The organism is Dyadobacter sp. OTU695 (assembly GCF_038440355.1).
GTDB lineage: Bacteria > Bacteroidota > Bacteroidia > Cytophagales > Spirosomataceae > Dyadobacter.
In genome coordinates, this window is record NZ_JASATN010000001.1 from 751,400 (window position 1) to 776,907 (window position 25,508).

Here is a 25,508-nt window from a genome sequence, read left to right on the forward strand (position 1 = left end):
TTAGGATAAAACGGCTTGCTGGCCTGCGGCTTCCATTTCAAGGAATAGTTCGGGAGCAGCTTCCTGCTTGCCGCGGATTTTTTCCTGCAACTTCATAAAACCGCCGATCAGCGCTTCGGGGCGGGGCGGACACCCGGGTACATATACATCCACGGGAATAATGCGGTCGACGCCCTTCACCACATGATAGCCGTGCTCCCAGTAAGGACCGCCGCAGTTGGAGCAACTTCCCATCGAGATCACATAACGAGGCTCGGGCATTTGCTCGTACAACCGCCGGATACGGTCGGCCATTTTGAAAGTAACGGTCCCGGCCACAATCATCACGTCCGACTGCCGGGGTGAAGGCCGCGGCATAATCCCGAAACGTTCGAGATCGTAGTTGGCTGCGTAGGTCGCCATCATTTCAATCGCACAACATGCCAAACCGAAGCCCATCGGCCATAACGACGACAAACGAGCCCAGTTCATCAGGTCTTCCGCATTGGTCAGGATGATGCCGCCGTCGCCGGTTTTGATTCGATCGTTCATGAATATTTTAAGGATACCGTATTTTGGTATGGATATTGCTCTAACATGTATTGTCCACCTGCAAAACTAACCATATTTGGCAAGAAACGGTTTCAGGCGACGTTACAAAACAAACGCAACGCTTCAACACTATGAAACACAAGTTACTCATCAGTTTCCTTCTTTCGGCCTTTTGCATCGGAACGGCGTCGGCCCAATCCGATTCCACCGTCAGGATCTTCAAAACCGGAATGGCGGTTTATGCGGAATTGGGTATGCTTCCCAACAACAAAGCCCTGCGCGACCAGCTTTCGCGCCTGCAAGTGAAGCCTTTCACTTCTTTTATGGGCAATCTGGTGCTCGCGCGGCGTACAGAATCGCAAAGATGGTTCTCGGAGGCCAGGATCATCATCATGAACAGTACCAACTATACCTCCGACCGCGACACGCGCAAGGCATACCTGAACGGATTGGGCATTGGTACGGACGGCGGGCCGAAACTCGTGAACAATGCCCGCTGGAATGTTATGATACCACTCGGTGCCGATTTCATGCTATACCGGCTGAATATCAGAAGCAACGCTTCGGTGTCGGCCCAACAGTTGCTCAACAATCCGTCGGCCTACCAGGCGGTTAAGCTTTATACCGCTAATATCAACCTGCACGGAGGCATCGGGGTCGATTACAAAATGGATTTCCTGCCCAAAATCAATGAAAAAGTCTACCTGAGCGGCAAGCTTACCTACCATCAGCCCATTCTTGGGAGACGCAAATGGAAGGGGGATAATGTAACGGTCGACGACTTGTCGCGTTTGAAAGTTAACCAGCTGTACGTCCAACTTGGTTTTGTGTTCTTCCCACGACCGCACATGAAAAAATGGAGCGGAATGCATTAAGTAAAACTGGATCGGCTAGTTGCCTACTTCTTATACCTTTCATTCACCTTCGCGTACAAATCAGCCGGGACGGGGGATTTGACTTCCGGAATTTGGGGTTTGGGTAGCACCCAATCGAGGTAGCCCTTCGCCCAGGCGTAGGCGAGGCCGAAGATGAGGATGCCAATGAAAACGGTCATTTCAGCCATCGCAAACCAGCCCCATTGACCGTTGGTTTGCTCGATAAGCTCTTCATTTCCGAAGACCACCGACCAAGGGAAAAGAAATAGTAATTCGACTTCAAACAGCACAAAAATCAGTGCGACGACGTAAAACCGCACATTGAACTGGATATTCGCATTGCCAAGTGGCTCCTCGCCGGATTCGTAAGTGGTCAGCTTCTCTTCGTTGGGCTTATGCGGGCGCAGGAGTTTTGCAATGGTCAGCATCACACCGAGCAATATCAGCGCGGCGATGATGAAGAGCAGGATGTAACCGAAATCGGTGAGCATGGTAATGTGCCTGTTTTGTGCAAAACTAGGCAAAATGCGCCGGATATGGTGAAAGCGGCATTATTAAATGCTCAGGAGGATGGTCCGGATGCTAAGCCCGATTACCAGTATGCCAACGAGCAGCATCAGTGGCTTGCGTTTGATTTTACCCACGAGCATGGCGCCGAACGGAGCTGCCATTACGCCGCCGACGATGAGGCCTAAAACCACTTTCCAGCTGTCAACACCCGTAAAAAGCATAAAAGTAATACCGCTGGCGAAGGCCACAGCGAATTCGGCGGCATTCACCGAGCCGATGGTGTAACGCGGATCACGGCCTTGTCCAAGCAGGGTAGAGGTAACGATCGGCCCCCAGCCGCCGCCTCCAATCGAATCCAGGAAGCCTCCCGTTGCTGCGAGAATGCTGATGCGTTTGGTTTTGTTTTTAACAAATGTCTTTTGCAATGCCTTGCGAATGATGATCACGCCAAGCATCAGCATATAAAAAGCGATGAACGGCTTGATAGAATTTCCGTCGATCACGTCGGAAAGCAGGTATGCGCCTGTTATCGAGCCGAGTACACCCGGAATCAGCAGGCTTTTGAAGAGCTTTTTGTTGATATTCTTGAAACGGAAATGCGATATTGCCGAAGCGCCTGTAGTGAACATTTCCGCAAAATGCACGCTGGCGCTGCTCACTGCGGGGGTAACACCCAGACTGAGCAAAAACGAGTTCGAAGTAACTCCATATGCCATTCCCAATGCTCCGTCCACGAGCTGGGCGGCCAAACCTACCAGCACATACAAGGCGAACTCGCCTGTCAGAAAGCCGGTAACCTCTTCGGTGCTGATGTTGATGACCCCGTTTGTCAGGAGCAGCCCGAACAACAGAAGAATGGCCGCGATAGGAACGATATACCAGGTCGGCGACGAGGGCAGTTTAAGCGAGAGCACTTTGGCAAGCATTACCGTGAATTTTAGAATTTTGGAATATAGCGTTTACAAAAATAGTAAAACTATTTAATCTACGTAATTGATAGATTATTAAATTTTACTTAAAGTGCCTTTTAGTAACGCTCGTCTATATTTCGCCCGTAACAAAATCGATGAAATTTTCCTGGTTGATCCAGTGTTTGGCAGCGTCAGGATACGCTTCTACAAATGCTTTGGGAAACTTCACTTTGGTGTCTTTCCATTTGAACTCATAAGCGCTCAACTGGTCGTCAGCGACTTCGAGCCAATCGAGCTCCTGCTGGTCGTATGTACGCCAGAAGTAGGTAAGGGGTGTTTTGCGGGCGTAGGAGTTGTATTTTATCCGTTCCGCAACGAGGTAATTCTCCCACAATGCACCGATATCCGCCCGTTGGTAGAGGGGTTGGAAATTGTTGATCAGCGCATTTCGTATCCCATTGTCCAGAAAATACCATTTGGAAGATTTGGTCACTTCTTTTCGTAAATTTTTGCTGTACCCACCGATGCGGGTGATAATGAAGACTTTCGAAAACAAGTCGAGGTACCGTTCCACTGTATTCCGGTCGATCTGCAGGGTTTTGGAAAGTTCGTCATAAGAAACCTCCTGTCCTGTTTGGTAAGCAACCAATTGCAGCAATTGCAGCATTTTATGCGAGTAACGGATCTGTTCGAACATCAGAATGTCTTTCAGCAAATAGGCGCTTACTAGTTCTTTGAGGTAGTCGGTTTTGGCTTCGGCAGTTTCATTTTTCAAGACCTCAGGATAGCTGCCGTAAATAAGCCTTGTTTCTAATTGCTGCTTTGTTACGAGATAATTTTCATGTTTCGACAGTTCCATTTGTGCGATCGGGAAGAGCTGGAAGCGTATCTGGCGCCCGACGAGGGGCTCTCCGGTTTTATTTGACAATTCAAATGCCGATGAACCACTCGCCAGGATGGTTAATTTGGGAAATGAATCAATAAGCAGTTTTAACGACTTACCGATTTCGGGTACAACCTGCGCTTCATCGATGATAAGCAGGTCGACATCGTCCACCCAGCGGCGGTATGCAGCGACGCGTCTGTCCGATAGCAAGCTGATCGTATCAAGGTCTTCTGCATTGAGGAACAATGATTTGCCGGTAAACTGCTCTTCCACAGTTTTCATTAAATGCGTCTTTCCGACGCGACGGGCGCCATACACGATGAGAACCTTATTGGACGACGTCTTATCGATCAGCTGTGAAAGAATATGTCTTGAGAAGTCCATTTTTCCTAAATTAGTTGAATTGACTCAACGAATTTAAGGAAATTTGTTGGATCAATTCAATGAATTTAGCTAAATTCATTGAATTAACTCAACGAATTTAGGTTTTACAACCAAATTACCCGTTGTTCAGAAACATGGCCTTGCCCGATAATATCCCGGTAAAGTTCAGGTCTGCGGGCCTGGATGTAGCGGTGTCCCCCGGCTTGTTGCAGTTTTTCGGGTGTCAGTGTGGCGATGGTAAAGTCGTTGTCGAGTTTCCGGCATTCGGCGATGATGTCGCCGAATGGGTCCAGGATCATGGAACAGCCGTTTTTGAGCTGGTCGTCATCCATGCCGATCGGATTGGAAAAAACAGCGTAAACTGCGTTGTCGTAAGCACGGGCCGGGAGCCATTTCATAAGCCAGGCCCTGCCTTTGAGGCCGTCGAATTCCTGCCGAAGCGACGTCGGATCGGCTTCGCGATTGTGCCAAAGTGCAGGGTCGACAAATCCCGCACCCGGGCGTGTAGAGGGCGTACACATGGTCACGTGAGGCATGAAAATAATGTCGGCGCCCAGCAGCTTCGTTGCCCTGACGTTCTCGATGATGTTATTGTCATAGCAAATGAGAATGCCGCATTTCCATCCGAGCAAATCAAAAATTACATATTCACTGCCCGGAGTGAGGTGCGGGTTGATAAACGGATGCAGTTTGCGGTATTTGGCAACAAGGCCGCGGCGGTCCACACAGACGTAGGCCTTGTACATATTACCACCGGCATCTTTTTCGAACAAACCTGCGAGAACGACAATATTATGCTCCGCTGCAATGTCCTGCAACGTGCGGATGCTGGGACCGTTGGGAATAAACTCGGCGACTTCGAGCAGTTGCTCGCGCGATAGTTGTCGTGCAAAGGTGTAGCCCGTAACCGAGCATTCATGAAAGGCAATAACGTCTGCACCCGCTTTTGACGCATCTCCTGCGAGTTGGCGGATCACGCCGAGGTTGTAGGCTTTGTCGCCGCTTTTGTTTTCAAACTGGGCTGTCGCGATTCGGATCGGTTTCATAGCTTGGTTTTTTTATCTCAAAAGTAAATGCATGGATCGCACGTGTATTGTACAAACCCGACAAGCAGCAAATACTAATGACCGAGCCGGACGAAATTGGCAGCGAGGACATTCGTGGGGCTAAGGTATTGGCCGGGTGTCAGTCCCGACAGGTTCTTCATTTCGCGGATCAGGTGTGCCTGATCGAAGAAGCCGGATTCGCAGGCTATACCAGCCAATGAAAGATCAGTGGATTTTTTTCGAAGCATTCTCAGCGCGTACTGCATGCGGGTGACGCCCGCGTAACGTTTCGGAGAAATACCGATTTGTTCCTCAAATTTGCGTTGAAGCTGGCGCTCTGTCACGCCGGTCAATGCGGCAAGCTGGGTAACGGGAACAAGGCCGTTTTGTGAATGTATTACGTTGATAGCATGGGTTACCAGTGCATTGCCACTGCCCGAACCATGCAATTGGGACAATAAAAAATGCTCCGCCGCCCTTATTTTATCATGAATGGCAGGTAAAGAGGCAATTTCATCATTCACCAACTCGACATCGGTTTTGAAACAATCATCGCATCCGACGATCTGGTTTCTCAATTCTGAGGCAGGAATTTTAAACAAAGCAGCCGCTCCAAACGGATAAAGTACGGCAATAAGCAGGCGGATGCTCCCATGCGCCCAGACGTTCCGGTACGCGTCGAGTTGGCCATATAAAAAGCTGACAGGCAAGCTTGCCGGCCCGGGCTGCATTTCATTTTGATAGAACAGTGTGTCGCCGTAGTTGAACACTATCCCCGTATTTCCATCCGAAAATATCCGCATGGTCGACTGCGTATCGCTTTCCACGACCAGGAAATGCCGGACAATTCCGGAAAGGAGGGCTGTCGGTTTGATCTGCATTGCTTTGATTACCAGCGTTGGGCCCAGAAGCTTTGGCCTTGGTAACCGCTTTGTATTAGTAATTTGGCTGCCTGTAAACTTCGCTTGCCGCTATTACAGTAGAAAACGATTTTTTTCCCGGCGGGGAAGTGGGCGATATTTTCAGGAATTTCAGACAGCGGGATATTCTCGCCCCCGAAATTGTCTGCCTCAAATTCGTAATATTCACGGACATCCACAAGTAAAACCTGGTCGGGACCGGCTACTTGCAGCGCCTCGAATTCGTCGAAAGATATCTCGTGCGCGTCGTCTTTGCCGGACGGTCCCGACACCCTGGTTTCCGGAGATTTAGAAGGTACTGCGCTTTCGGATTTCGAAAAATGGAAGATTGTGTGACTGTTTGAAAGGGTATTGATCACCAGTAGTTTACCCGACAGCGGTTCGCCGATTCCCGCAAGAATTTTGATCGCTTCATTTGCCATGTAGGTACCGATAATGCCTGGCAAAACGCCCATTACCCCTGCTTCTGCACAATTATCACCCTCTTCCGCATCCGGGAAAAGACATCGGTAGGTAGGGCCACCCCGATAGTTGAATACCGAGACCTGGCCTTCGAAACGCAGGATAGAGCCGAACACGAAGGGCTTATTCAATTCCACACAAAAATCATTGACCAGATAACGCGTTTCAAAATTGTCGGAACCATCGATAATCAGGTCGTAACCGTTGAGCAGGTCTGCCGCATTTTCGGCATTGAGCCGGTCGGGATAGGCGGTGAGGCGAACGAATGGATTCAGCACCGAGAGTTTTTCAACGGCAGTAATGGCCTTGTTTTTACCGACATCATCGGCAGCGTACAGTATTTGCCGGTGCAGATTGGTGAGATCCACGGTATCATCGTCAATGATTGCGATCTCGCCCACGCCCGCCGCTACCAGGTATTGCAAGACCGGGCAGCCAAGCCCCCCCGCACCCACGACGGCAACTTTGCCTGTACGGAGCTTTTCCTGCCCGATCAGGCCCATTTCCGGCATGATGATCTGCCTGGCGTATCGTTTGCGTTCGATGGGTGTGAACATGGTAATGATTGAATGATTGAATGACTGAATGATTGAATGAATGATCCGGCGTGGAACGGTGAATGAGTGACTATGCCTTATTCGGTCATTCAATCATTCAAAATTAAACTTACATCCCAGTCCTTCCAAACCGGTTCGTAGCCGGCATTGCGGATCATTCGGGCGATCTCTGCGGGCGACCTTTCGTCCGAGATCTCGAATTGTTCGAGGGATTCCGGCTCGACGGCATATCCGCCCGGATTAGTTTTGGAACCGGCGCTGATGGATGTTACACCGAGTTGAATGCAATGGTTCCTGAACTTCTCGGATTCGCGTGTGGAAAGTGACAGTTCGACTTCCTCGTTAAAGATCCGGTAGGCGCAAATGAGTTGCACCAACTCACGGTCGCTCATTTCGACTTTTGGTTCGAGTCCGCCGGAAAACGGCCTGAGCCGTGGGAACGAAAGGCTGTAACGCGTTTGCCAGTAGGTTTTTTCGAGGTAGCTCAAATGCAAGGCAGTGAAAAAGCTGTCGGTACGCCAATCTTCCAGGCCTATCAAGACACCCAGGCCCATTTTGTGGATACCGGCCTGTCCAAGCCGGTCGGGTGTTTCGAGGCGATAGTTGAAATTTGCTTTTTTCCCTTTCGGATGATGTTTCCGGTAATCATCCTGGTGATAGGTTTCCTGATAAACCAGCACCGAATGCAGGCCGAGCGGAATCAGTTCTTCATATTCGTCGCGGTCGAGCGGCTGGACTTCCATCGATACCTGGGCGAAATGCGGGCGGATCAGGTTCAGCACCTTTTTGAAATACTCAACGTGTACGGTTTGGTTCGCCTCGCCCGTAACCAGCAGCACATGTTCGTAACCCATGCTTTTGATCACCTCCACTTCCCGGAGTATCTCGTCGTTGGTCAGCGTGCGGCGACGTACCTTGTTATCGAGGCTGAACCCGCAGTATGTGCATATATTGGTGCACTCATTGGACAGATACAGCGGCACGTACATTTGAATGGTATTTCCAAAGCGTTTACGGGTCAATTGCCGGCTTAACTTCGCCATCGGTTCCAGATATGCGGCAGCGGCAGGCGAGATAAGCGCCTTGAAATCTTCCAAACTTCTTTTCGTCGCGGAGAGTGCCTTTTCCACGTCTGAGGCTGTTTTGGAATAGATAGCTTCCTTCACGGTATCCCAGGAGTGCCGCGCAAATTCATCTTTAAAACTCATCCAGAAATGCAGTTAAAGGGCTGCTAGCCTCAGCCAGGTCACTTTTCAGACCCAATTTTGCTTCATAGGCCATTCTTCCTGCCCGGACAGCCAGTTTGAATGCCTCGGCCATTGCCACCGGGTCGCCGGCAACGGCAATGGCGGTATTCACCAACACAGCGTCCGCCCCGATTTCCATCGCTTTGGCGGCATCCGAAGGTGCTCCGATGCCCGCGTCGATGACCACCGGAACTTTACTTTGTTCGATGATAATTTCAAGAAAGTCGATGGTTTTTAATCCTTTGTTACTGCCAATCGGTGAGCCCAGCGGCATTACCGCCGATGCGCCGGCTGCTTCCAACCGTTTACAGAGAACGGGATCGGCGTGGACGTAAGGCAGTATCACAAAGCCAAGTTTAGCAAGCTCCTCGGTAGCTTTCAGGGTCTCGATCGGGTCGGGCAGGAGGTACTTCGGATCAGGATGGATTTCCAGTTTCAGCCAGTTGGTTTCCAATGCTTCCCGCGCCAGCTGGGCAGCGAAAACCGCCTCTTTCGCGGTGCGCACGCCGGAGGTGTTGGGCAGCAAATGGATGTGGTTATGGGTCAAATGGTTCAGCATGTCGTCGCCCGCGTCGTGCACATTTACGCGGCGCAGGGCAACGGTTACCAGCTCGGAACCGGAGGCGAGCAGCGCTTCTTCCATCACCTTTGCCGAACTGAATTTGCCCGTACCGGTGAAGAGCCTGGATTGAAATGTTTTATCTGCGATGGTCAGCATAATGCTTCTTGGATTTGGTGGTAAGTTTTTTGCGGATCAGCGGAGCCGATCAATGCGGCTGACATGGCTACACCGTGAACGCCTGCCGCGCGGAGCTTGCCGATGTCTTCAGGTATGATGCCGCCGATGGCGATAACAGGCGTAGTATGACCTGCTTCCCGCATTTGGGTCATCAATGGCAGATAGCCTTCGAGTCCGAGAATGGGGCTCAGATTTTGCTTGGTATTGGTAAACCGAAATGGACCCAGGCCCACATAGTCGGCCCCTTCGTCGACCCGCCGCGCAATATCTTCCCAGGTATTGGCCGTGCCGCCGATGATCATTTCGGCGCCCACAAGCGCACGTGCCTCAGGTACAGGCATGTCCGTGAGGCCAAGATGCAGTCCGTAAGCATCAATGGCCAGTGCAATCCGCGGGAAGTCGTTGATAATCAGTTTGGCACCATAGCTGTCGCACAGGCGCGTAGCTTCCCATGCAATGGGCAGTACTTCTTCTTCCGGCCGGTTTTTAATCCGCAACTGAATCCACCGGCAACCCGCTTCCAGCGCAAGGCGAATGCTGTCGATATGCGACATCGTACCAGTCTCATTGGAGATAAAATGCAGCCTATCTATCTCACCCCCAGGTTTTAACCTGGGGGTGGCACCGATCCCCTCGTCGCCGGGTTTTAACCCAGAGCTTGCGACCAGGGCGGAGGCAAGTACCCGGAACTCCGCAACTGCATTCGCCGTCTCCCTCCATATTGCACCCAGTACCGCCACACCATCGAACCCGAGGGAAGCGGCAAGATCAAGTTTGGTGCGATCTATTCCTCCCAATGCGATCAGCTTTCCGGGGAAGTTGAACCGTTCCAATTGGAAGCCATCCGTTAATACCCCCTTATAATTTTTCTTTGAAATACTATCAAAAACCGGCCCAAGAAACATATAATCAAAGCAATGGGAGAGTTTTTCGACATCAACAGGCTTATGAATGGAAGTGCTGATGATGAACCCATTGTTTTTCAATTCTTCCAATGTTTCCTCGCGCTGCGCCAGCCTGCCGGTTTCTGTAAAATGCAGCCCCGTAATGCCAAATTCACTTGCCAGGGTATGATGCTGATGCAATGCAATGCGCCCGCGGTATTGTGGATCGATTTGTTCGAGTAGTGAACGCAGCTCTTCCTCCGTCGACTGAGGCTTGCGCACATGCAGGCGCGCAAGCCCCTGTGCGAGGAGCTGGTTAATAATTCCAGCTTCCCCCGCCAGCATTTCCGGACGTGTTATGACAATCAATTCCTTCATTACAAATAAATTTCACTGCCCTTTTCCGCAAACTCCCGTGCCTTTTGCTGCATTCCTTCCATAACAGCCTCTTCTGTATCCAAGCCATTCTCTTCCGCGTAGTCGCGCACGTCCTGGGTGATTTTCATCGAGCAGAAATTGGGGCCGCACATCGAGCAGAAATGCGCAATTTTGGCTCCTTCGGCCGGCAAGGTCTCATCGTGGAATTCACGGGCCGTGTCCGGATCGAGGGCGAGGTTGAACTGGTCTTCCCAACGGAATTCGAAGCGGGCTTTGCTCAGTGCATTGTCGCGGTACTGCGCGCCAGGGTGCCCTTTGGCGAGGTCAGCGGCGTGGGCGGCGATTTTGTAGGTGATTACCCCGTCCTTTACATCCTTTTTATTGGGTAGTCCTAAATGCTCCTTGGGAGTAACGTAGCAGAGCATCGCCGTACCGAACCAGCCGATCATGGCCGCGCCGATGGCCGACGTAATATGGTCGTAGCCAGGAGCAATGTCGGTCGTAAGCGGCCCCAATGTGTAAAATGGCGCTTCGTGGCAGTGTTTCAACTGCTTCTCCATATTTTCCTTGATCAAATGCATCGGCACATGGCCGGGACCTTCGATGATCGTCTGGACATCGTGTTTCCAGGCGATTTTGGTCAATTCGCCCAGCGTTTCGAGTTCGGAGAATTGCGCGGCATCGTTGGCATCGGCAATACTTCCCGGGCGCAGGCCGTCGCCCAGCGAGAATGCGACATCATATGCCTTCATGATCTCGCATATTTCCTCAAAATGCGTGTAAAGGAAGTTTTCTTTGTGGTGCGCCAGGCACCATTTAGCCATGATGGACCCGCCGCGGGATACGATTCCGGTAATGCGTTTGGCAGTCAGCGGAATGTAGCGCAGCAGCACACCCGCGTGGATTGTAAAGTAGTCCACTCCCTGTTCGGCCTGCTCTATCAATGTGTCGCGGAAAAGCTCCCAGGTAAGGTCCTCAGCCTTGCCATTCACTTTTTCCAATGCCTGATAAATAGGCACGGTACCGATCGGGACGGGCGTGTTGCGGATGATCCATTCGCGGGTTTCGTGGATATTTTTGCCGGTCGATAAGTCCATGATCGTGTCCGCACCCCACCGACAGGCCCACACAGCCTTTTCCACTTCTTCCTCGATGCTCGACGACACTGCCGAGTTACCGATATTCGCATTAATCTTTACGAGGAAATTCCGGCCAATGATCATCGGTTCGCTTTCCGGGTGGTTGATGTTGGATGGGATGACAGCTCTGCCCGCGGCTACTTCCTGCCTCACAAATTCAGCGGTAATGTGGCTTTTCGGCGTGTTGGCGCCAAAACTGTGGCCCGCGTGCTGATGGGCTAATGCACCCGCCTTTCCGTTCAGCGACTGCAAATGCGCGTCGATGCGTTGGTTTTCGCGGATCGCGATGTATTCCATTTCCGGCGTGATAATGCCCTTTTTGGCGTAATGCAGCTGGGAAACATTCTGCCCGGCCTTGGCACGTAACGGCTTGGCATTATGTGCAAACCGCAAATGGTCGAGTTTGGAGTCGGCAAGCCGCATTCGGCCGTACTCGGAACTAATCGTTTCCAGTTCCTCCACATCCCCGCGCTCGCGTACCCACGCCGCACGCAATGCGGGAAGCCCTTTTTTTACGTCAATTTCAATGTTGGGGTCCGTGTAAGGGCCGCTGGTATCGTAAACGGTCACAGGTTCGTTCGGTTCGCTTGCACCGGCCCGGCCAGGACGCGCGCCGCCATGAATGCGGGTGTCGTTGAGGTGGATCTCGCGCATCGCCACCGAAATGTCGTGGATTTGCCCTTTTACATATATTTTCTGCGAATTGGGGAACGGATCGCGGGTAATGGTTTCCGGCGTTCTTTCTGTTTTCATGATGATGTTTTCTGGTTAAATGGTGGGATTGGACAATAGGTAACTAGCCGCCCTGTGTGGCGGTAATGAGCGTGATCTGGTCGTTGGGGGAAAGCTGGCGAATGGGCCAGTCTGACTTCGGGACTACCGATTGATTGATGGCCACGGCGATGCCCTTGCCGGACGGAAACAGCCCGGAAACGAGTTGTCCTACCGTACAATTGGCGGCGATTTGCTTTGCCTGACCGTTTAAGATGATTTCCATTCCTGATTCAGTTTTAAATACAAAACCTTAGGAATGGACCAATAGCGAAAGAATAGACGGAGCTACATGAGTGGTAACTCCTGCTTTTCCCTTCGGCAGTACTAACTGCATCAGGTTCAAAGGGTATGATCTCAGTCCGCATGTCGGGACACCCCTAAAGTTGAAGCAAAGCTATTCGAAATTCACGATTTTCAAAAGAATTAGTAAAAAACGTAAGCCGGATAGGGATTCAGGCGTGAAATTTTTTAAAATAATAAGGTATTTTTGACCCTAATATTAAACCTGTATAACGACCTGCTTTATTTTGATGGATTTGATCATCAGAAGTGCTGCTCCTAAGGATCTGCCTTCGCTGTTGGAAATTATCAACCACGCTATTCTGAACACCACGGCTATTTATGATTACGAACCCCGGACCTTGGATCAGCAAAAGGCCTGGCTTGAGCAGATGTTCAATGATGGTATGCCGGTGATTGTGGCGGAATTGGAAGGCGAAGTGATCGGTTATGGGTCCTATAATATTTTCCGCCCGAAAATCGGGTACAAGTTCAGCGTGGAGCATTCGATTTATCTCGACGAAAAGTCCCGCGGGATGGGCGTCGGAGGAAAATTGCTGGGTAGCCTTATCCAGCGCGCAAAGGAGTCGGGCCTGCATACGATGATCGGCTGTATCGACGCTTCGAACCGCGCGAGTATTGAATTTCACAAGAAATACGGGTTTGTAGAGAAGGGGTATCTCAAAGAGGTAGCCTACAAATTCGACCAGTGGCTGGATCTGGTTTATATGCAGCTTTTGTTGGAGGAGGATTGATTTTATGGAGGAAAGGGAGGAGGGACGAAAGGGAGGAAGGAGCCAGGAGGAAGTCAGAAATGGTCAGGAGGTTGTCCCAAACAAATAGACAATATTTGACAATACTTGCCAACCCATTCAACACCTGACAATATAAAAACGAGGCGCAGCTGGTAATGCACTGCGCCTTGTTCATTTTAATGGGCTCTGCCCGTTTCTACATAAGTTTCTTCGTCGCCGGTGGGCTTGCCTTGCCACCACGAAGCGAGTATGGAGCCGGTAATGTTCATGAGCGGGCCGAAAATGGCGGGGGCCAGTCCGACGGTCGCCATTTTGCCCATTTCTTTGGCGATACCGGATGCGAGGCCTCCGTTTTGCATACCTACTTCAATGGCTATCGTGCGGCAGTCGCGCTCGCTCATTTTGAACAGGCGTCCCGACCAGTAACCGAGCGTGTACCCCGAAAGGTTATGGATCAATACGAGCAAGAGCAATGCGGGCCCGATGGTAAGCAAACTATCGCGGCCGGCGGCGGTGATAATTACGATAATGAAGGCGATCCCACCCATGGAAATGAGCGGCATGGCGGCGTCCAGCCATTTCACTTTTCCACTGAACAGCTTGTTGAAAATCAGCCCGGCGCCGATCGGAATGATCACCATTTTAATAATATCCCACATCATATGCAGCGTGTCGATTTTTACGAACGCGCCCGCGAGCATGCTCATCAGGACCGGCGTTACGATAGGCGCCAGCATCGTGGAAATGGCTGTGATGGTAATGGACAAGGCCAGGTTAGCCTTTGCCAGATATGAGATCACATTGGAAGCCATCCCGTTGGGCGAGCAGCCGATGAGGATGATACCCGCCGCGATTTCAGGCGGGAAGCCGCTGATGTTGGCGAGGGTATAACCGATGGTTGGCATAATAATAAAGTGGCTCACAACGCCGATCAGCACGCCCTTGGGCATTTTAACTACACCCACAAAATCTCCGAAACTCATGGAAGTCCCCATGCCGAACATGATGATCTGGATAAGTGGCGTGATGAGGGTTGAAAGTTTAAAGTCACCCACTGTCAGGAAATGTTGTGGGTAGTACAATGCTGTCGTTACAGCCGAAAAAATGACGGTGGTGTAGGTAAAACCTTTCAATTTTTCATAACCCCGGAAACTGACCGCCAACGACAGAAAGAACGCAATAAAGAAGGGGCCGGCGGCGGGGAGGCTTCCGGTGAAAGCGAGGTAGAGCGCAATCAGCAGACAAACCGCGGCGATGCCGGACATGAGCTTGTAAATATTCATATTAATGTATTTAAAATGCAATTTGAAAAATGCGAAAGAAAAATCCTGTCTGTTTCACCAAACAGGAAGTGCTGAAAACCAGGCTGGATTACTAGCTTACCAGGTTCTTTTTTTCATGTATTCGTCGAGTTCCGAGCGCTTCATGGGGATTTCGTTCGGATTATTATCCAGCCATTTCAGGAAGTCATTTTTCAAAGTGTCGGTCCATTGGCTGTCGATCTGGCCTGGGGTGTACTTGCCTGCTTTCAACATTTGAATGCCGAATTTGTCGCGTAAGGCAATGAACTCGGCAGTTTGCACCACCTTCTCGACCATGTGTGCGGGAATGAAAATCACACCTTCTTTTTTAGCCAGTACCAGGTCGCCGGGAAGTACCACGGCGCGGCCAATGCGGATAGGGGTATTGATGCCGGTTACTACGGCGTCTTTCAGGTAAGAAGGATCAAAATCGCGGACAAATGCATTGAAACCCGGGATTTTGGAAAGGCCGTCGAGGTCACGCACGGACGCGTCGAATACGACACCATTGCCGGTTTTGGCAAAAATGGAGTTAGCAAGGTTATCGCCAATCAGCGTTCCTTCGACGATCTTGCCCATGCCGTCGGCCACATATACATCGCCTTTGCCAAGCATGTCGATCGGCCAGGAGTTGGTATTGCCTATACGCCCCTGCTTGGCACCGCGGTCTTTAATATTCTTTTCAATATCCGGGCGTGAGGGAGTGAATTGCGCCGTCAATGCACGCCCGGCGATCACCACATCGGGATGCACGATCTTCCAATTACCTTCGAACTGGCAGTTATAGCCTTCGTTTTTGAGTACAACCCAGGCTTCTTCGATATTGATTTCCTTTGCGCGGCGGACAAGATCGTCGGATACTTTCGGGCGACCGTCCGGGAAGCGTTCGCCTTTCCATTCGGAGGTCAGGAAAATTAGCTCTTCCTTCGGGATCGTCTGCGATTTTGCGGTTTGCGGGCTTCCGAGGGTAAGGGTCAGGATCGTCGTTAAAGAGAGAATCGGTAATTTCATGAGATGGGAAAAAGAGTTCAGCTGAAATTGAGTGGATAAAATTAGGTAAAATATCATCTTCTCGAAACGACGATCGGGTTGGTCAAGCCATTGAGGTCATATACCACTTTACCTGCGCGGATCGTCACTTCTGCTTCCAGTTTCTGCTTGCCCTGTACTTTGGTACCGGTGTAATCGAAAAATCCGAATGTGCCCGTGTCGTTCATCTGGAACTTGCCGTCGAGCACGCGCAGTACGGATACGTCCGCACGGGAGCCTACCGAGAGGTTACCCAGCTCTTCGCGGTGAATGGCTTGCGCGGGTGCCCAGGTGCTGGCTTTGATCACCGCCGGCAGGTCCATGCCCATGGCAAGGAATTTGGACATGACATTGAGCATATCTTTCATCGCATTGTTCATACTGCCGGTATGGATGTCGGTGCTGATGGTGTTGGGGTAAAAGCCGGTTTTCACAGCTGGTACCGCCTGCGAGAATGCGAAGCTGATACCGCCATACCCTACGTCGAAAATGATGCCTTTTTTGCGCGCTTCATACACGAACGGTTTCACCTTGCCTGCCTTCACATCCACGATCGGTTCGCGGCTGCTCAACTGGCCGAAGCAGTGGGTGAAGATGTCGCCAGGTCGGAGATGTTTCATGAAAAGCTCTTCAATAGGCAGCACCGGCTGGCTACCGCCAAAATCGATCATGACCGGGATGTTGGCCAGCTTGCCGGCTTCTACTGCACGGTCGGTAGGAGTCCAGTTGTAGCCGTTGAAGTGTGCCAGTTTAATACCTACGATATATTCAGGATATTCCTTCGCCACTTTGGCCGTAGCGGCGGCGTCCATGTCTTCCACGTTTTGCTCGTAGGTACCACCGCGCATGCCTTCTCCCACGATGTTCAGAAAGGAAAGTACCCGTGTTTTGGAAATATCAATGGTTTGTTTCTTGAAGTCGGGGAACGATTTCCAGCCCGCGCAACCCGCGTCGACAACGGTGGTAACACCGGTGCGGAATGTGAAACCGTCGGGTGGGAGGGCATTGGGACCGTTGCTGTAAGTCTGGTCCATTTTAGTACCGTAGAAGTTGTGGGAGTGGATGTCGATCAGGCCGGGCGTCACGAAGAGGCCTTTGGCATTCACGACCTGTACGCCTTCTTTGACGTCAATGTTTTTAGCGACGAGCATGATGGTGTCGCCTTTCAACGCGACGTCCATGATACTGTTGATGTTATTTTTCGGGTCAATCACGTGACCGCCTTTGATGACGATCGAGTACTTCTGGGCGTGCGCCATGCCCGCGCAACAGAAAAGGGCGGCGGCAATGAATACTTTTTTGATCATGGGTTTTGGTTTAGGAAAAGCTGTTATAGATAGGACAAAAAATCAGTTGAAATTCCTCATTCACAGGTCGAAAATTTTTAAGCCGTAAAAAGCGATACGGACTGCCGATTTTGGTCAGCAATCCGTATCGGTCATTTACTTCATAAACAGGCAGTGCATAAAGACCGCTTATTTATCCCACCAAACCACACTCGAAAGCGTGTTGGTGCCGCCCTGGCGGGTACGCGCTTCGTAGAAATTCACTTTGTTGTACAACTCCTCGGAATCGGGGATCACAAAACGGGTTGGAATTTTGCCACCTGTAAGGTTACCCGGGTAATTGGTCGGCGTCAGCTTCGGATAGCCCGTGCGGCGCCAGTTCGAGAATATCTCGTATTCGTCTTCCAGAAATAGCGCTAACCATTTCTGCGTACCGATCTGCTCCATTTTCTGCGCCATTGTTCCGGCTGCGTTGAACGGGTTTGCTTTCAGGTAAGCTGCGATTTTGGCATCCGAAATCACTGCTGATGTTCCAAACAATGCCCATTGTTTCAACCCGGCGGTAACTGCTGCATTGTAAGACGCTTCGGCAGTTGCTCCGCTGTACCAGCCTCTCAGGTTCGCTTCCGCGAGCAACAGGTGCATTTCGGCAGGAGTCAATACCAGCAATGGCGCGCTGTATTTCAGGATCGTGGCCGGGTTCGGCTCTGAAAAGGTATTGAAATCCGCAGGACGGCTATTGAAGGCAGCATTCGGCATACCTTTCTGCAACGCGGTCGTGGTGTCTGCGGTGAAGCTTTTGCCATCGGCCGAAGGAATCCAGACGATCGAGATCACATTCAGGCGCGGATCATTGGTAGTTTTCAGGTGGTCGATCAACGTCTTTGCAAACTTACCGCCTTCTACGTTGTCGCCACCGGGATTCACATAGTCGGTGCTCATCATGCCGGCCGCGATGAAGTTGCGGCTGGCTGTGATGGAGCCATCTACGTAATCAATCTTGGCGAGTTCCGAATCGACAGTAATCACACCGCCTGCAATTGCTTTCTTTACCCACGTTTCAGCCATCGCGGGATCAACTTCTGTGAGACGCATTCCGAGACGGAGCATCAGCGAATAACCGAATTTTTTCCACATGGTAATTTGCTCGGCCGCTGATCGGGACCCGTATACCAGGTCGGCCGTGCCGAAAGTGGGTTTCGAAGCATCGAATGCAGCAATAGATTCGTCGAGCTCCTTCAATAGATCCGCGTAAATTGACGCCTGCGTGTCATACTTCGGTGTGAAGTTCTTGTCGGTTAGTGCCTTGCCTGCTTCCGTATAAGGGATATCGCCGTAAAGATCCGTGAGGCGGTGGTACAGGTAAGCCTTCCATATCCGCGAAACCGACATTTTGTTCACATTGTCCGGCGACGTTTTCAGCGCATCGATTACCTGTGCAATGTCAATGACCGCACCTGCCGTAGCCGGGTCGCCTCCAAACAATGCCCAGTTGCCGTTGGAATACGTGTAATTGAAATACTTATCACCCGCCGCAGGCACTTCTTTGTAGGTTGCGAAATGCTGCATCGACTGTCCGATCGTCAGGTAAGCGCCACCGGTGAAGTTATTGCTCACGGTGGTCAACTGAGCCCGGGTAAAGAGGAAGCCGGGCACGACATCCCTCGACGCGTTTGGGTTCACATTCATTTCCTCGAAATTATTGTCGCAGGAGGAGACGAAGGCGGCCATCAAGGCCATATATGATAATTTTAAGAATTTATTCATCGTGACAAAAATTTTGAATGATTAAAACTTCACTGTCAGGTTCACGCCGATGTTTCTGGTACGAGGCACACCAAATGCTTCCAGGCCCTGCGCGTTACCGTTGGTATAGCTCGATTCGGGATCGAAGTATTTGTTGCGCTTGTCTTTGTAGAGCAAGGCAAGGTTACGTCCAACGATCGAGATTGAAGCCGATTGCAGCTTGGCACCCAATACGGAGAATGCGGGCAGGTTGTAGCTCAGAATCACCTGGCGCAGTTTCACGAAATCGTTGTTGAATGTGAAAATGCCCGTGTAGTTCTTATCATTGTCATAATAGGTATCAATGTCCTTCTTCTCCCACGTTTTGCTGAATGGAGCGCCTTCGGGCGTCACACCGGTCACGGTCAGGCCGGTTTCACGACCAGGAAGCGTTTCTTTCGGCAAACCGAAACGGTACGCATACTGGTACATGTTGGAGTAAACCACGCTTCCAAACTTGCCGTCGATGAGGATGTTGAGCGAGAAGTTTTTGTATTTGAAATTGTTGGTAATACCCATTGTCCAGGGAGGGGTACCGTTGCCGAGTTTTTCGAGATTCCCCCGTACTGCATAGCCACTGGCGGTGTTGAATACCGTGTTTCCATTGGCATCTTTCAGTTTGTTATAACCCCAAACCTCGCCGTACGTGCCGCCAACCACATTATTGATCAAGCCACCACCCACACCGGTTCCGATGCTCAAAGAAGGCAGGTTATCGGCCAGTTTGATGATCTCGCTTTTGTTGTAAGCCACATTGTAGCTGATATCCCACAGGAAATTGGTGTGCTTCATCGCAGTTCCTGTCAGCAAGAGTTCGATACCCTTGTTGCTCAGCTCACCCACGTTCAGCAAAGCGGAAGTATAACCCGACGTTGCTGCGATGTTACTTTGCACAATGTCGTTTGTGGTCTTGCGGTTGTACAGTGTAAGATCGATTCCCAGACGGTTTTGCAGGAATTTGGCCTCGATACCCGCTTCGTAAGTGGTTGAAGTAAGCGGTTTCAAATCGGGGTTTGGTACAACTGCGGAGGACAACTGTTGAACAGGCCTTCCATTGTGACCACCAACTGCCATTGCATAGCTTTGGTAGATCTGATAAGGAAGCACGTTTGCGCCACCCACCTGTGCCCATGAACCGCGCAGTTTCGCGAAGCTAACGGCAGCAGGCAATGTGAATGCTTCCGAAAGGATCAATGAGCCGCCGATTGCCGGGTAGAAGATACTATTGCTTTTGCTGTTCAGAACGGAGAACCAGTCCTGGCGGCCCGATACGGTCAGGTAAGCAAAGCCTTTGTAACCCAAGTCAGCAGAACCGAAAATGGAGTTGATCGCGCTCTTATTATAAGTTGGAACAACCGTAGAAGTGGCCAGGTTGGTAAAGCTGTAAAAACCTGGAATTGTAAACTCCGTACCGTTGAATGCAGTCTGGTCGGTAATGCTTCTTTGCATGTTGCCACCCAACAATGCCGAGAAGTTGAGGTCTTCAGAGAAATCCTTCTGGTAGTTCAGCGTCAGCATTCCATTGGTTTCCGACGAAGTCACTTTTTTCGATTCGTAAGTTCCCAGCGGTTGGTAGGCGTTGTTGGTCGGCACCACAAACTCGTAGCTGAAATCATAGTAATCGCGACTCACGCTACCCTTGATGAACAAGTTGTCGAGAATGTCGTACTTAATGTTTGCCTGGCCCAGGAAACGGTTTTTCTGATCTTCGTTCTTGAATTTGTTGATCACGAAATAAGGGTTCGGAGCAGCTGGTACCGGGTTCCATTCCACTTCCTTGCCGGTCGTTGCGTCGTAGCCAGGGGAAAGGCTTCTGATATCCACGGTGTTGGCTACCAGATAGGTTGCCCAGTGCGGGTTATAATCCGCGTAACCTACTTTCGGACGGTTGTGGCCGTTTTCGATGTTATACTGAACAACCGTTTCAATGCTCAGTTTTTTGCCTAGAAATGCATTCAGGTTAAGGTTAGCAATTCTTCTGGTAAAAGAAGAGTTCGGTACGATGCTGTTCGAGCTGGTGTTGTTCAGACCGAAACGGAAGTTAACATGTTCGTTGCCTCCTGTAAATGACAAGGAGTTGATATAGTTGGTACCAGTGCGGTAAAAGTTTTTCAGGTTATCTTTCTGAGGGGAATAGGGGCGAGCGACGCCGTCGAACTGGACAACGGGTGTGCCGTCCATTCTCGCACCATAAGACAAACGGCCTGAGCTTTTCGCCTGGTCCTGCGTAGTCGGTTTTACACCATCCACACCTTGTCCGTACTCATATTGCCAGTCGGGGATAATCGAAAGGTTATCCACCGAGAAATTGCCATTGTATTCCACACCAATGCCTTTTTGTGCACGGCCTTTTTTGGTGGTAATCAAAATCACACCATTGGAAGCACGGGCACCATAAAGCGCCGCCGCCGGGCCGCCTTTCAAAACGCTGATCGATTCGATGTCGTCGGGGTTGATACCGCCGATACCGTCGCCGCGGTCGGTGTTGTTACCGTTACCGTCCGATGCATTGCCGCCACCCGGTACGCTGTTGTCCATCGGCATACCGTTGATCACGTACAAAGGCTGGTTGTTTCCGCTCAATGAGCCGTTACCTCGGATGATAATGCGGCTGGAACCACCCGGGCCAGTCGACATACCGGTTGCGTTAACGCCCGCAATTTTGCCTGTCAATGCATTCGCGACGTTGTTTTCGCGGGCTTGTGTAAACTCGCTGCCTTTCACTTCTGTCACGGCATAAGCCAGTGCCTTTTTCTCTTTGGAAATACCCAAAGCCGTTACAACTACCTCGTTCAAAGCCTTGGCCTCAGGTACCAGCTGTACGTCCACGCTGGTTTGGCTGCCAACCGTCACTTCCTGGGTAGTATATCCTACAAAACTGAAAACCAGGACGGCAGTTGCCACCTCGCCGTCGGGAATATCGAGAAAAAATTTGCCTTCCGCATCACTGGAAGTACCACGTTGCGTACCCTTCACCAGTACGCTCACGCCCGGCAGGCCGGCGCCTGTTTCATCCTTTACGTTTCCCGTAACATTGCGTTTGGGGGCCGTTTTGGATGCATTCTCTTCAACTGGTGCCTGTTCGCGGCGCAGGATAATGCGGTCCTGTACCACTTCGTAAGTAACTTTATGCGGGGTCAGAATTTTACTGAGAACTTCGGATAACGATTCGTCCTGAAATTTATAGGATGCTTTCTGATTGTTAAAGATCTGGGGGTTGTACATGAACTTAACCTTCGTCACGTGCTCGATCTTTTCCAATGCCTTGTCAATCTCGGAATTGGCTAAACGCAAAGTCACTTTTTGTTCTAGCACGCGTTGTCCGCGCACGTCGTTCGCATGAACGAAAGTGCTGAACGCAACGGAGAGCAGGGCTTGATACAGAGTAATGCGCATGATTTTCTGTAAAGCATGGTGAAATTGTACTCTTTTTGACATAATTTTGATTTTTGTCGGGTTAAAATTCGGCATAATGGTTCCCACAGCAGCCTCGTTCAGATGCTGTTAAGCGTACACAAGCATGGGGATTTTGATCGGGTCGGTGATGTTGCAGCATCATCGACCTTTTTGGAACTGAAATTAGTAGTGGTTTCTGGTCATAGGCACGGGTGAATTTGTCATAAAGTATTGAGAGAAAGGTATTTCATTAACATCCTTTGCTATTGATGATGATGCTGGCATCGAGCTGTTCATACTGTGCGCCGATCGTCTTGCAAATCAGATTGATCTTTTCAAACAGCGGTTCGTCGGAGAGCGAGGCCGTGAGGTAGCAGTTCTGCATTACTTCGGCATCGAATACGATCTTTACGCCATACGATTTTTCCAATGCCGCAAACACTTCCGTGATAGGCGTTCCCTTGAATTCAAATGACTGTCTTTGTATGGGCAGTTCCAGTAATTTTGGGTCCGGAATAAGGCTTCTGGTGAGCCGTAACTCGTTGGGAGCGAAGGTGATTTGCTGATTTGGCGTCAACACCATTCCCCCGAGTTTATCATCCGCGTGTTGATTGGCAATGGCTTCCTTCGTCATCGGGAAGACAGACACCCTGCCCGTTTTTACAACCACTTTCACCTCCTGACCGTCGAACGCGCTCACTTTGAAGCTCGTACCCAACACTTTTGTAGCGAGCGTATGTGCATACACGTAAAAGGGTTTACCGGGATTTTTGGCCACTTCGAAGAAAGCCTCCCCTTTCAGAAACACCTCACGCTTGCGACCTTCGAACCGGCGTGGATAAGTAATGCGGCTGTTGGGTTGCAGTAGCACCGAACTACCGTCTTCCAGGGTCACCAGTTTTGCTTCATTACCTGTGTTTACCGCTTCGATCAGCGGTTCCTTGATCTGGCTCAGGATTACTTTGTACTGGTCCGACTGCTTTTGCGAAAGCGTCTGCTTGTTATACCACCATCCGGCGAACATCAGGATCAGCACGGAGGCTGCCATATGATACCAATTCGGTCTGAAACGCAACCAAATCGACGATTTTTTGGCATTGTTTTCACCGATCGCATGCGAGAGCCTGTAAATTTCATTAGCCACCTCTTCATCCGAAATCTGATCGAATACCGCTTCTGTCGCCGTCAGAAAATTCCGGGCGCGCTCAACGAGATGCTGTTTGTCCGGATTATGTTCGAGCCATTCGGTCCATACGGCCTCATCGGCGGCGTTGTTAAACAACACCCAGCGTCTGAAAGATGGATCGGCGGCCAGTTCCTCCGGAAGAAAATTGCGGTAATCGAGCATATCGGGCAAATAATAATTTGGCTAATTTTAATAAGGATGCGGGAACGTTGGGTTGATACTCTTTTTGGGGAATTTTTTTTGGAAAGTTTCGCAGGGCAGATGAAAAAGCTGGAAAATAGCGTGGAAAGGGTTGCCAAGAGACCGATAATATGGTGAAGCGAACCGATGGTTCATTGTTTGATTTTTAAAGTATCATGTATTTGATGCTTTGAGTATCTTTTTGTAATTTTAGGGTAAATCGAGGGAAGGTTGCCTACTTGGCTTCGACGCAAAAGGAGATATTGCAGGTAAAGACAGCATAGATACCATATTCATACAGATGGGCTCAATCAGCGATAAAAGATAGTAATGGCGGCTCGCATTTATTATATTTGTTAATACATGATCACGCATTAAGACGATAGGACATGAAACTGACGGTGGTTATTACAAAAGGAGAAGAAATGCTGATCGGACAGGTTCGAGAAGCGCCCGGTGTAGTGACACAGGGCAAAAATGTCGATGAAATAATCCATAACATTCAGGATGCCCTGCAACTGTACTTTCAGGATTCAGATGGAATTCTCGAAGCCAATAATTCGCAACCCGACTTTCAGAACGTAATACTGACCCAGGAACTCGAATTTGCCTGATGTCAGTTAAGCGAAGCGAATTCTTAAAACACCTTGAAAAGCAAGGATGTTATCTGCATAGGCATGGTGGGAAGCACGATCTTTATTCCAACCAAATTAATGGTCGTCGAACTACCGTTCCCAGGCATCCTAAGTTGGATAAATCCTTGTGTGAGGTTATTTGTAAGCAACTGGGAATTGAGAAGTTTTGATTTATCCGGAGCACGCCGATTAGAGGTACTGCTTAAACAGTTCAATTTTTCGTAATTGCAAAGCCAGTGTCCAACTGGCGCTGAGTGACACCAAGAACGTGACCACAAACTTAACAAAAGCGGGAATGGGCGCTTCCAGCATCAAAAATTGTGTCCATATCACGAAAGGATAATGCAGAAGATAAATCAGGTAAGCGTGCTCAGATAGTGAATTCCAGGCAGGCCTGGCCGTTACGGTCAATGCGCGGAAGGTTACCATGAATGCAAGACAGCTAATTGTGCAGGACGCGGTGTAAATTATGAAGTAGATCAGGTAGGCAGGGAATTCAGCCAGTTTGCCGTCTTTGACGAGGCGGGTGAGAAACGGGGCTGAGATCGTGAGTAACGTATAGAGAGCAACGGACAGGAATAACCAAAAGCGCCAGCGACGGACAAGTGGGGAAGAAAATCCGAAAAGGCCGTCGTTAAAATCGCGGGTTCCCAGCCATGTTCCGAGTAGGAAGTAGCCAAAATACAATGCAACGCGGCTGACCTGGAAATCGAATGGTCCGAAGCCGGTCCATTTGCCCGGGCCGAGCCAGAATGCGAAAGGAACGTACAACAGAAAGGTGTACAGGAACCATCGTAACGGTACCAATCGCGGATTGATCGCGTGGCTGGCCGCCGCGGATGGTGATGTGTGTGGATGCGCACCGGCAGGCGAGAAGGAATGATTGAAAAAGTAAATCAGCGCGAATAAAACGTTGAATACAAACAGCACCCAAATGAACCACGGCGGGCCGACGGGCCATTGCTCGATGACGAAGAAGTCGACCACGTAAGCGCGGATATTACCATTACCGTGGGCGATGAGGTAGGCGGGGTAATGGGCGAGGAGGTTGATCAATGTTCCAATTAGTAGAAAGGGCACAAATAACCGGAAGAACCTGTCGCGGATAAATTCGGTCACGCCTTTTCGTTGAATGCTTTTGACGACAAACAATCCGGCGATCAGAAACATAAGCGACATGAAGAAAACGTCATTGAAATTTTCGAAAATGTCCATCCCTACCCAGCGATGCGCGTCGACGATCGGGTGGGTGGAGCGAATGTAGGCGACCTTGTCAAAGCTTGCGAAAGTGGTATAGGCGAGTGATGAGTGGTGTGCAACTACCAGCACAGTGAGAAATGAACGGAGGTAATCGATCCAGAGGGTTCTGCTGGCGGTTTGTTGCATGAGCTTTAATATGTAACTGAAAGAATGCGTAAAGTTAATCGCCGGTT

Annotated in this window: 23 protein-coding genes and 1 riboswitch; of the genes, 4 read left to right on the forward strand and 19 right to left on the reverse strand. The window is 50.3% G+C overall.

Translation table 11 applies throughout. From position 1 onward, the window contains the following. Positions 1 to 531, reverse strand: coding sequence for an NADH-quinone oxidoreductase subunit NuoB (nuoB, locus tag AAHB90_RS03170; protein ID WP_342083453.1), 531 nt, complete (start codon positions 529 to 531; stop codon positions 1 to 3). A 131-nt stretch (positions 532 to 662) separates the two neighbouring features. Between nuoB and AAHB90_RS03175 the strand changes: the two genes are divergently transcribed. Then, on the forward strand, positions 663 to 1,406 hold the full coding sequence (locus AAHB90_RS03175) for a hypothetical protein (protein ID WP_342083454.1): 744 nt from the start codon (positions 663 to 665) through the stop codon (positions 1,404 to 1,406). Between the two features lie 23 nt (positions 1,407 to 1,429). Here the strand turns inward: AAHB90_RS03175 and AAHB90_RS03180 are convergent, their stop codons facing one another. The 11 genes from AAHB90_RS03180 to thiS form a co-directional block, all read right to left on the reverse strand. Next, positions 1,430 to 1,897 carry an NADH-quinone oxidoreductase subunit A gene (locus AAHB90_RS03180; protein WP_342083455.1) on the reverse strand — a complete coding sequence of 156 codons (468 nt, stop codon included), beginning with the start codon at positions 1,895 to 1,897 and terminating at the stop codon, positions 1,430 to 1,432. Between the two features lie 63 nt (positions 1,898 to 1,960). After that, positions 1,961 to 2,842 (reverse strand): sulfite exporter TauE/SafE family protein, encoded by an 882-nt coding sequence (locus tag AAHB90_RS03185; RefSeq protein WP_342083456.1) that lies wholly within the window; start codon positions 2,840 to 2,842, stop codon positions 1,961 to 1,963. 115 nt (positions 2,843 to 2,957) lie between these two features. Further along, positions 2,958 to 4,097 carry an ATP-binding protein gene (locus tag AAHB90_RS03190; protein WP_342083457.1) on the reverse strand — a complete coding sequence of 380 codons (1,140 nt, stop codon included), beginning with the start codon at positions 4,095 to 4,097 and terminating at the stop codon, positions 2,958 to 2,960. Between the two features lie 104 nt (positions 4,098 to 4,201). Next, entirely contained in the window at positions 4,202 to 5,143 is a 942-nt protein-coding gene (locus AAHB90_RS03195) for a nitrilase family protein (RefSeq protein ID WP_342083458.1), read from the reverse strand. A 74-nt stretch (positions 5,144 to 5,217) separates the two neighbouring features. Further along, entirely contained in the window at positions 5,218 to 6,024 is an 807-nt protein-coding gene (locus tag AAHB90_RS03200; RefSeq protein WP_342083459.1) for a helix-turn-helix transcriptional regulator, read from the reverse strand. Positions 6,025 to 6,032: 8 nt separating this feature from the next. Next, the gene (locus AAHB90_RS03205; RefSeq protein WP_342083460.1) at positions 6,033 to 7,082 is read right to left on the reverse strand and encodes a HesA/MoeB/ThiF family protein; all 1,050 of its coding nucleotides are present in this window, start codon (positions 7,080 to 7,082) and stop codon (positions 6,033 to 6,035) included. Between the two features lie 89 nt (positions 7,083 to 7,171). Continuing rightward, a complete protein-coding gene (gene thiH / locus AAHB90_RS03210) occupies positions 7,172 to 8,290 on the reverse strand; it encodes a 2-iminoacetate synthase ThiH (RefSeq protein ID WP_342083461.1) in 1,119 nt (372 codons plus the stop codon). Continuing rightward, the gene (locus tag AAHB90_RS03215) at positions 8,280 to 9,047 is read right to left on the reverse strand and encodes a thiazole synthase (RefSeq protein ID WP_342083462.1); all 768 of its coding nucleotides are present in this window, start codon (positions 9,045 to 9,047) and stop codon (positions 8,280 to 8,282) included. Before AAHB90_RS03215 ends, thiH begins: the two co-directional genes overlap by 11 nt. Then, positions 9,041 to 10,330, reverse strand: a complete 1,290-nt coding sequence (locus AAHB90_RS03220; protein WP_342083463.1) for a thiamine phosphate synthase — start codon at positions 10,328 to 10,330, stop codon at positions 9,041 to 9,043. Before AAHB90_RS03220 ends, AAHB90_RS03215 begins: the two co-directional genes overlap by 7 nt. Further along, positions 10,330 to 12,222 (reverse strand): phosphomethylpyrimidine synthase ThiC, encoded by a 1,893-nt coding sequence (gene thiC, locus AAHB90_RS03225; RefSeq protein WP_342083464.1) that lies wholly within the window; start codon positions 12,220 to 12,222, stop codon positions 10,330 to 10,332. Before thiC ends, AAHB90_RS03220 begins: the two co-directional genes overlap by 1 nt. Positions 12,223 to 12,265: 43 nt before the next feature. Then, positions 12,266 to 12,466, reverse strand: coding sequence for a sulfur carrier protein ThiS (gene thiS, locus AAHB90_RS03230; protein WP_342083465.1), 201 nt, complete (start codon positions 12,464 to 12,466; stop codon positions 12,266 to 12,268). Positions 12,467 to 12,536: 70 nt separating this feature from the next. Then, positions 12,537 to 12,632: riboswitch (TPP riboswitch) on the reverse strand. A gap of 141 nt (positions 12,633 to 12,773) precedes the next feature. Here thiS and AAHB90_RS03235 point away from each other — a divergent pair. Next, a complete protein-coding gene (locus tag AAHB90_RS03235) occupies positions 12,774 to 13,277 on the forward strand; it encodes a GNAT family N-acetyltransferase (protein ID WP_342083466.1) in 504 nt (167 codons plus the stop codon). A gap of 176 nt (positions 13,278 to 13,453) precedes the next feature. On the opposite strand, the gene AAHB90_RS03240 is transcribed toward AAHB90_RS03235, so the two are convergent. From AAHB90_RS03240 to AAHB90_RS03265, 6 genes are all read right to left on the reverse strand, one after another. After that, complete coding sequence (locus AAHB90_RS03240; protein WP_342083467.1) at positions 13,454 to 14,560, reverse strand: bile acid:sodium symporter family protein; 1,107 nt, start codon at positions 14,558 to 14,560, stop codon at positions 13,454 to 13,456. Positions 14,561 to 14,656: 96 nt separating this feature from the next. Continuing rightward, a complete protein-coding gene (locus tag AAHB90_RS03245) occupies positions 14,657 to 15,589 on the reverse strand; it encodes an RraA family protein (RefSeq protein WP_342083468.1) in 933 nt (310 codons plus the stop codon). A gap of 53 nt (positions 15,590 to 15,642) precedes the next feature. Continuing rightward, positions 15,643 to 16,914, reverse strand: a complete 1,272-nt coding sequence (locus tag AAHB90_RS03250; RefSeq protein ID WP_342083469.1) for an amidohydrolase/deacetylase family metallohydrolase — start codon at positions 16,912 to 16,914, stop codon at positions 15,643 to 15,645. A 168-nt stretch (positions 16,915 to 17,082) separates the two neighbouring features. Continuing rightward, the gene (locus tag AAHB90_RS03255) at positions 17,083 to 18,660 is read right to left on the reverse strand and encodes a SusD/RagB family nutrient-binding outer membrane lipoprotein (RefSeq protein WP_342083470.1); all 1,578 of its coding nucleotides are present in this window, start codon (positions 18,658 to 18,660) and stop codon (positions 17,083 to 17,085) included. A gap of 21 nt (positions 18,661 to 18,681) precedes the next feature. After that, complete coding sequence (locus tag AAHB90_RS03260; RefSeq protein WP_342083471.1) at positions 18,682 to 22,074, reverse strand: SusC/RagA family TonB-linked outer membrane protein; 3,393 nt, start codon at positions 22,072 to 22,074, stop codon at positions 18,682 to 18,684. A 250-nt stretch (positions 22,075 to 22,324) separates the two neighbouring features. Next, the gene (locus tag AAHB90_RS03265; RefSeq protein ID WP_342083472.1) at positions 22,325 to 23,422 is read right to left on the reverse strand and encodes a FecR family protein; all 1,098 of its coding nucleotides are present in this window, start codon (positions 23,420 to 23,422) and stop codon (positions 22,325 to 22,327) included. 407 nt (positions 23,423 to 23,829) lie between these two features. On the opposite strand from AAHB90_RS03265, the gene AAHB90_RS03270 reads away from it, so the two are divergent. Then, entirely contained in the window at positions 23,830 to 24,054 is a 225-nt protein-coding gene (locus AAHB90_RS03270) for a type II toxin-antitoxin system HicB family antitoxin (protein ID WP_342083473.1), read from the forward strand. After that, positions 24,054 to 24,245, forward strand: coding sequence for a type II toxin-antitoxin system HicA family toxin (locus tag AAHB90_RS03275; RefSeq protein WP_342083474.1), 192 nt, complete (start codon positions 24,054 to 24,056; stop codon positions 24,243 to 24,245). Before AAHB90_RS03270 ends, AAHB90_RS03275 begins: the two co-directional genes overlap by 1 nt. A gap of 19 nt (positions 24,246 to 24,264) precedes the next feature. Here the strand turns inward: AAHB90_RS03275 and AAHB90_RS03280 are convergent, their stop codons facing one another. Beyond that, positions 24,265 to 25,461: an acyltransferase gene (locus tag AAHB90_RS03280; protein WP_342083475.1), complete on the reverse strand. Its 1,197-nt coding sequence runs from the start codon at positions 25,459 to 25,461 to the stop codon at positions 24,265 to 24,267. Positions 25,462 to 25,508 lie beyond the last annotated feature (47 nt).

Coding starts and splice junctions, on each gene's coding strand:
- nuoB (WP_342083453.1), bottom strand. CDS start 531: ATGAACGATCGAATCAAAACCGGCGACGGCGGCATCATCCTGACCAAT.
- AAHB90_RS03175 (WP_342083454.1), top strand. CDS start 663: ATGAAACACAAGTTACTCATCAGTTTCCTTCTTTCGGCCTTTTGCATC.
- AAHB90_RS03180 (WP_342083455.1), bottom strand. CDS start 1,897: ATGCTCACCGATTTCGGTTACATCCTGCTCTTCATCATCGCCGCGCTG.
- AAHB90_RS03185 (WP_342083456.1), bottom strand. CDS start 2,842: ATGCTTGCCAAAGTGCTCTCGCTTAAACTGCCCTCGTCGCCGACCTGG.
- AAHB90_RS03190 (WP_342083457.1), bottom strand. CDS start 4,097: ATGGACTTCTCAAGACATATTCTTTCACAGCTGATCGATAAGACGTCG.
- AAHB90_RS03195 (WP_342083458.1), bottom strand. CDS start 5,143: ATGAAACCGATCCGAATCGCGACAGCCCAGTTTGAAAACAAAAGCGGC.
- AAHB90_RS03200 (WP_342083459.1), bottom strand. CDS start 6,024: ATGCAGATCAAACCGACAGCCCTCCTTTCCGGAATTGTCCGGCATTTC.
- AAHB90_RS03205 (WP_342083460.1), bottom strand. CDS start 7,082: ATGTTCACACCCATCGAACGCAAACGATACGCCAGGCAGATCATCATG.
- thiH (WP_342083461.1), bottom strand. CDS start 8,290: ATGAGTTTTAAAGATGAATTTGCGCGGCACTCCTGGGATACCGTGAAG.
- AAHB90_RS03215 (WP_342083462.1), bottom strand. CDS start 9,047: ATGCTGACCATCGCAGATAAAACATTTCAATCCAGGCTCTTCACCGGT.
- AAHB90_RS03220 (WP_342083463.1), bottom strand. CDS start 10,330: ATGAAGGAATTGATTGTCATAACACGTCCGGAAATGCTGGCGGGGGAA.
- thiC (WP_342083464.1), bottom strand. CDS start 12,222: ATGAAAACAGAAAGAACGCCGGAAACCATTACCCGCGATCCGTTCCCC.
- thiS (WP_342083465.1), bottom strand. CDS start 12,466: ATGGAAATCATCTTAAACGGTCAGGCAAAGCAAATCGCCGCCAATTGT.
- AAHB90_RS03235 (WP_342083466.1), top strand. CDS start 12,774: ATGGATTTGATCATCAGAAGTGCTGCTCCTAAGGATCTGCCTTCGCTG.
- AAHB90_RS03240 (WP_342083467.1), bottom strand. CDS start 14,560: ATGAATATTTACAAGCTCATGTCCGGCATCGCCGCGGTTTGTCTGCTG.
- AAHB90_RS03245 (WP_342083468.1), bottom strand. CDS start 15,589: ATGAAATTACCGATTCTCTCTTTAACGACGATCCTGACCCTTACCCTC.
- AAHB90_RS03250 (WP_342083469.1), bottom strand. CDS start 16,914: ATGATCAAAAAAGTATTCATTGCCGCCGCCCTTTTCTGTTGCGCGGGC.
- AAHB90_RS03255 (WP_342083470.1), bottom strand. CDS start 18,660: ATGAATAAATTCTTAAAATTATCATATATGGCCTTGATGGCCGCCTTC.
- AAHB90_RS03260 (WP_342083471.1), bottom strand. CDS start 22,074: ATGCGCATTACTCTGTATCAAGCCCTGCTCTCCGTTGCGTTCAGCACT.
- AAHB90_RS03265 (WP_342083472.1), bottom strand. CDS start 23,422: ATGCTCGATTACCGCAATTTTCTTCCGGAGGAACTGGCCGCCGATCCA.
- AAHB90_RS03270 (WP_342083473.1), top strand. CDS start 23,830: ATGAAACTGACGGTGGTTATTACAAAAGGAGAAGAAATGCTGATCGGA.
- AAHB90_RS03275 (WP_342083474.1), top strand. CDS start 24,054: ATGTCAGTTAAGCGAAGCGAATTCTTAAAACACCTTGAAAAGCAAGGA.
- AAHB90_RS03280 (WP_342083475.1), bottom strand. CDS start 25,461: ATGCAACAAACCGCCAGCAGAACCCTCTGGATCGATTACCTCCGTTCA.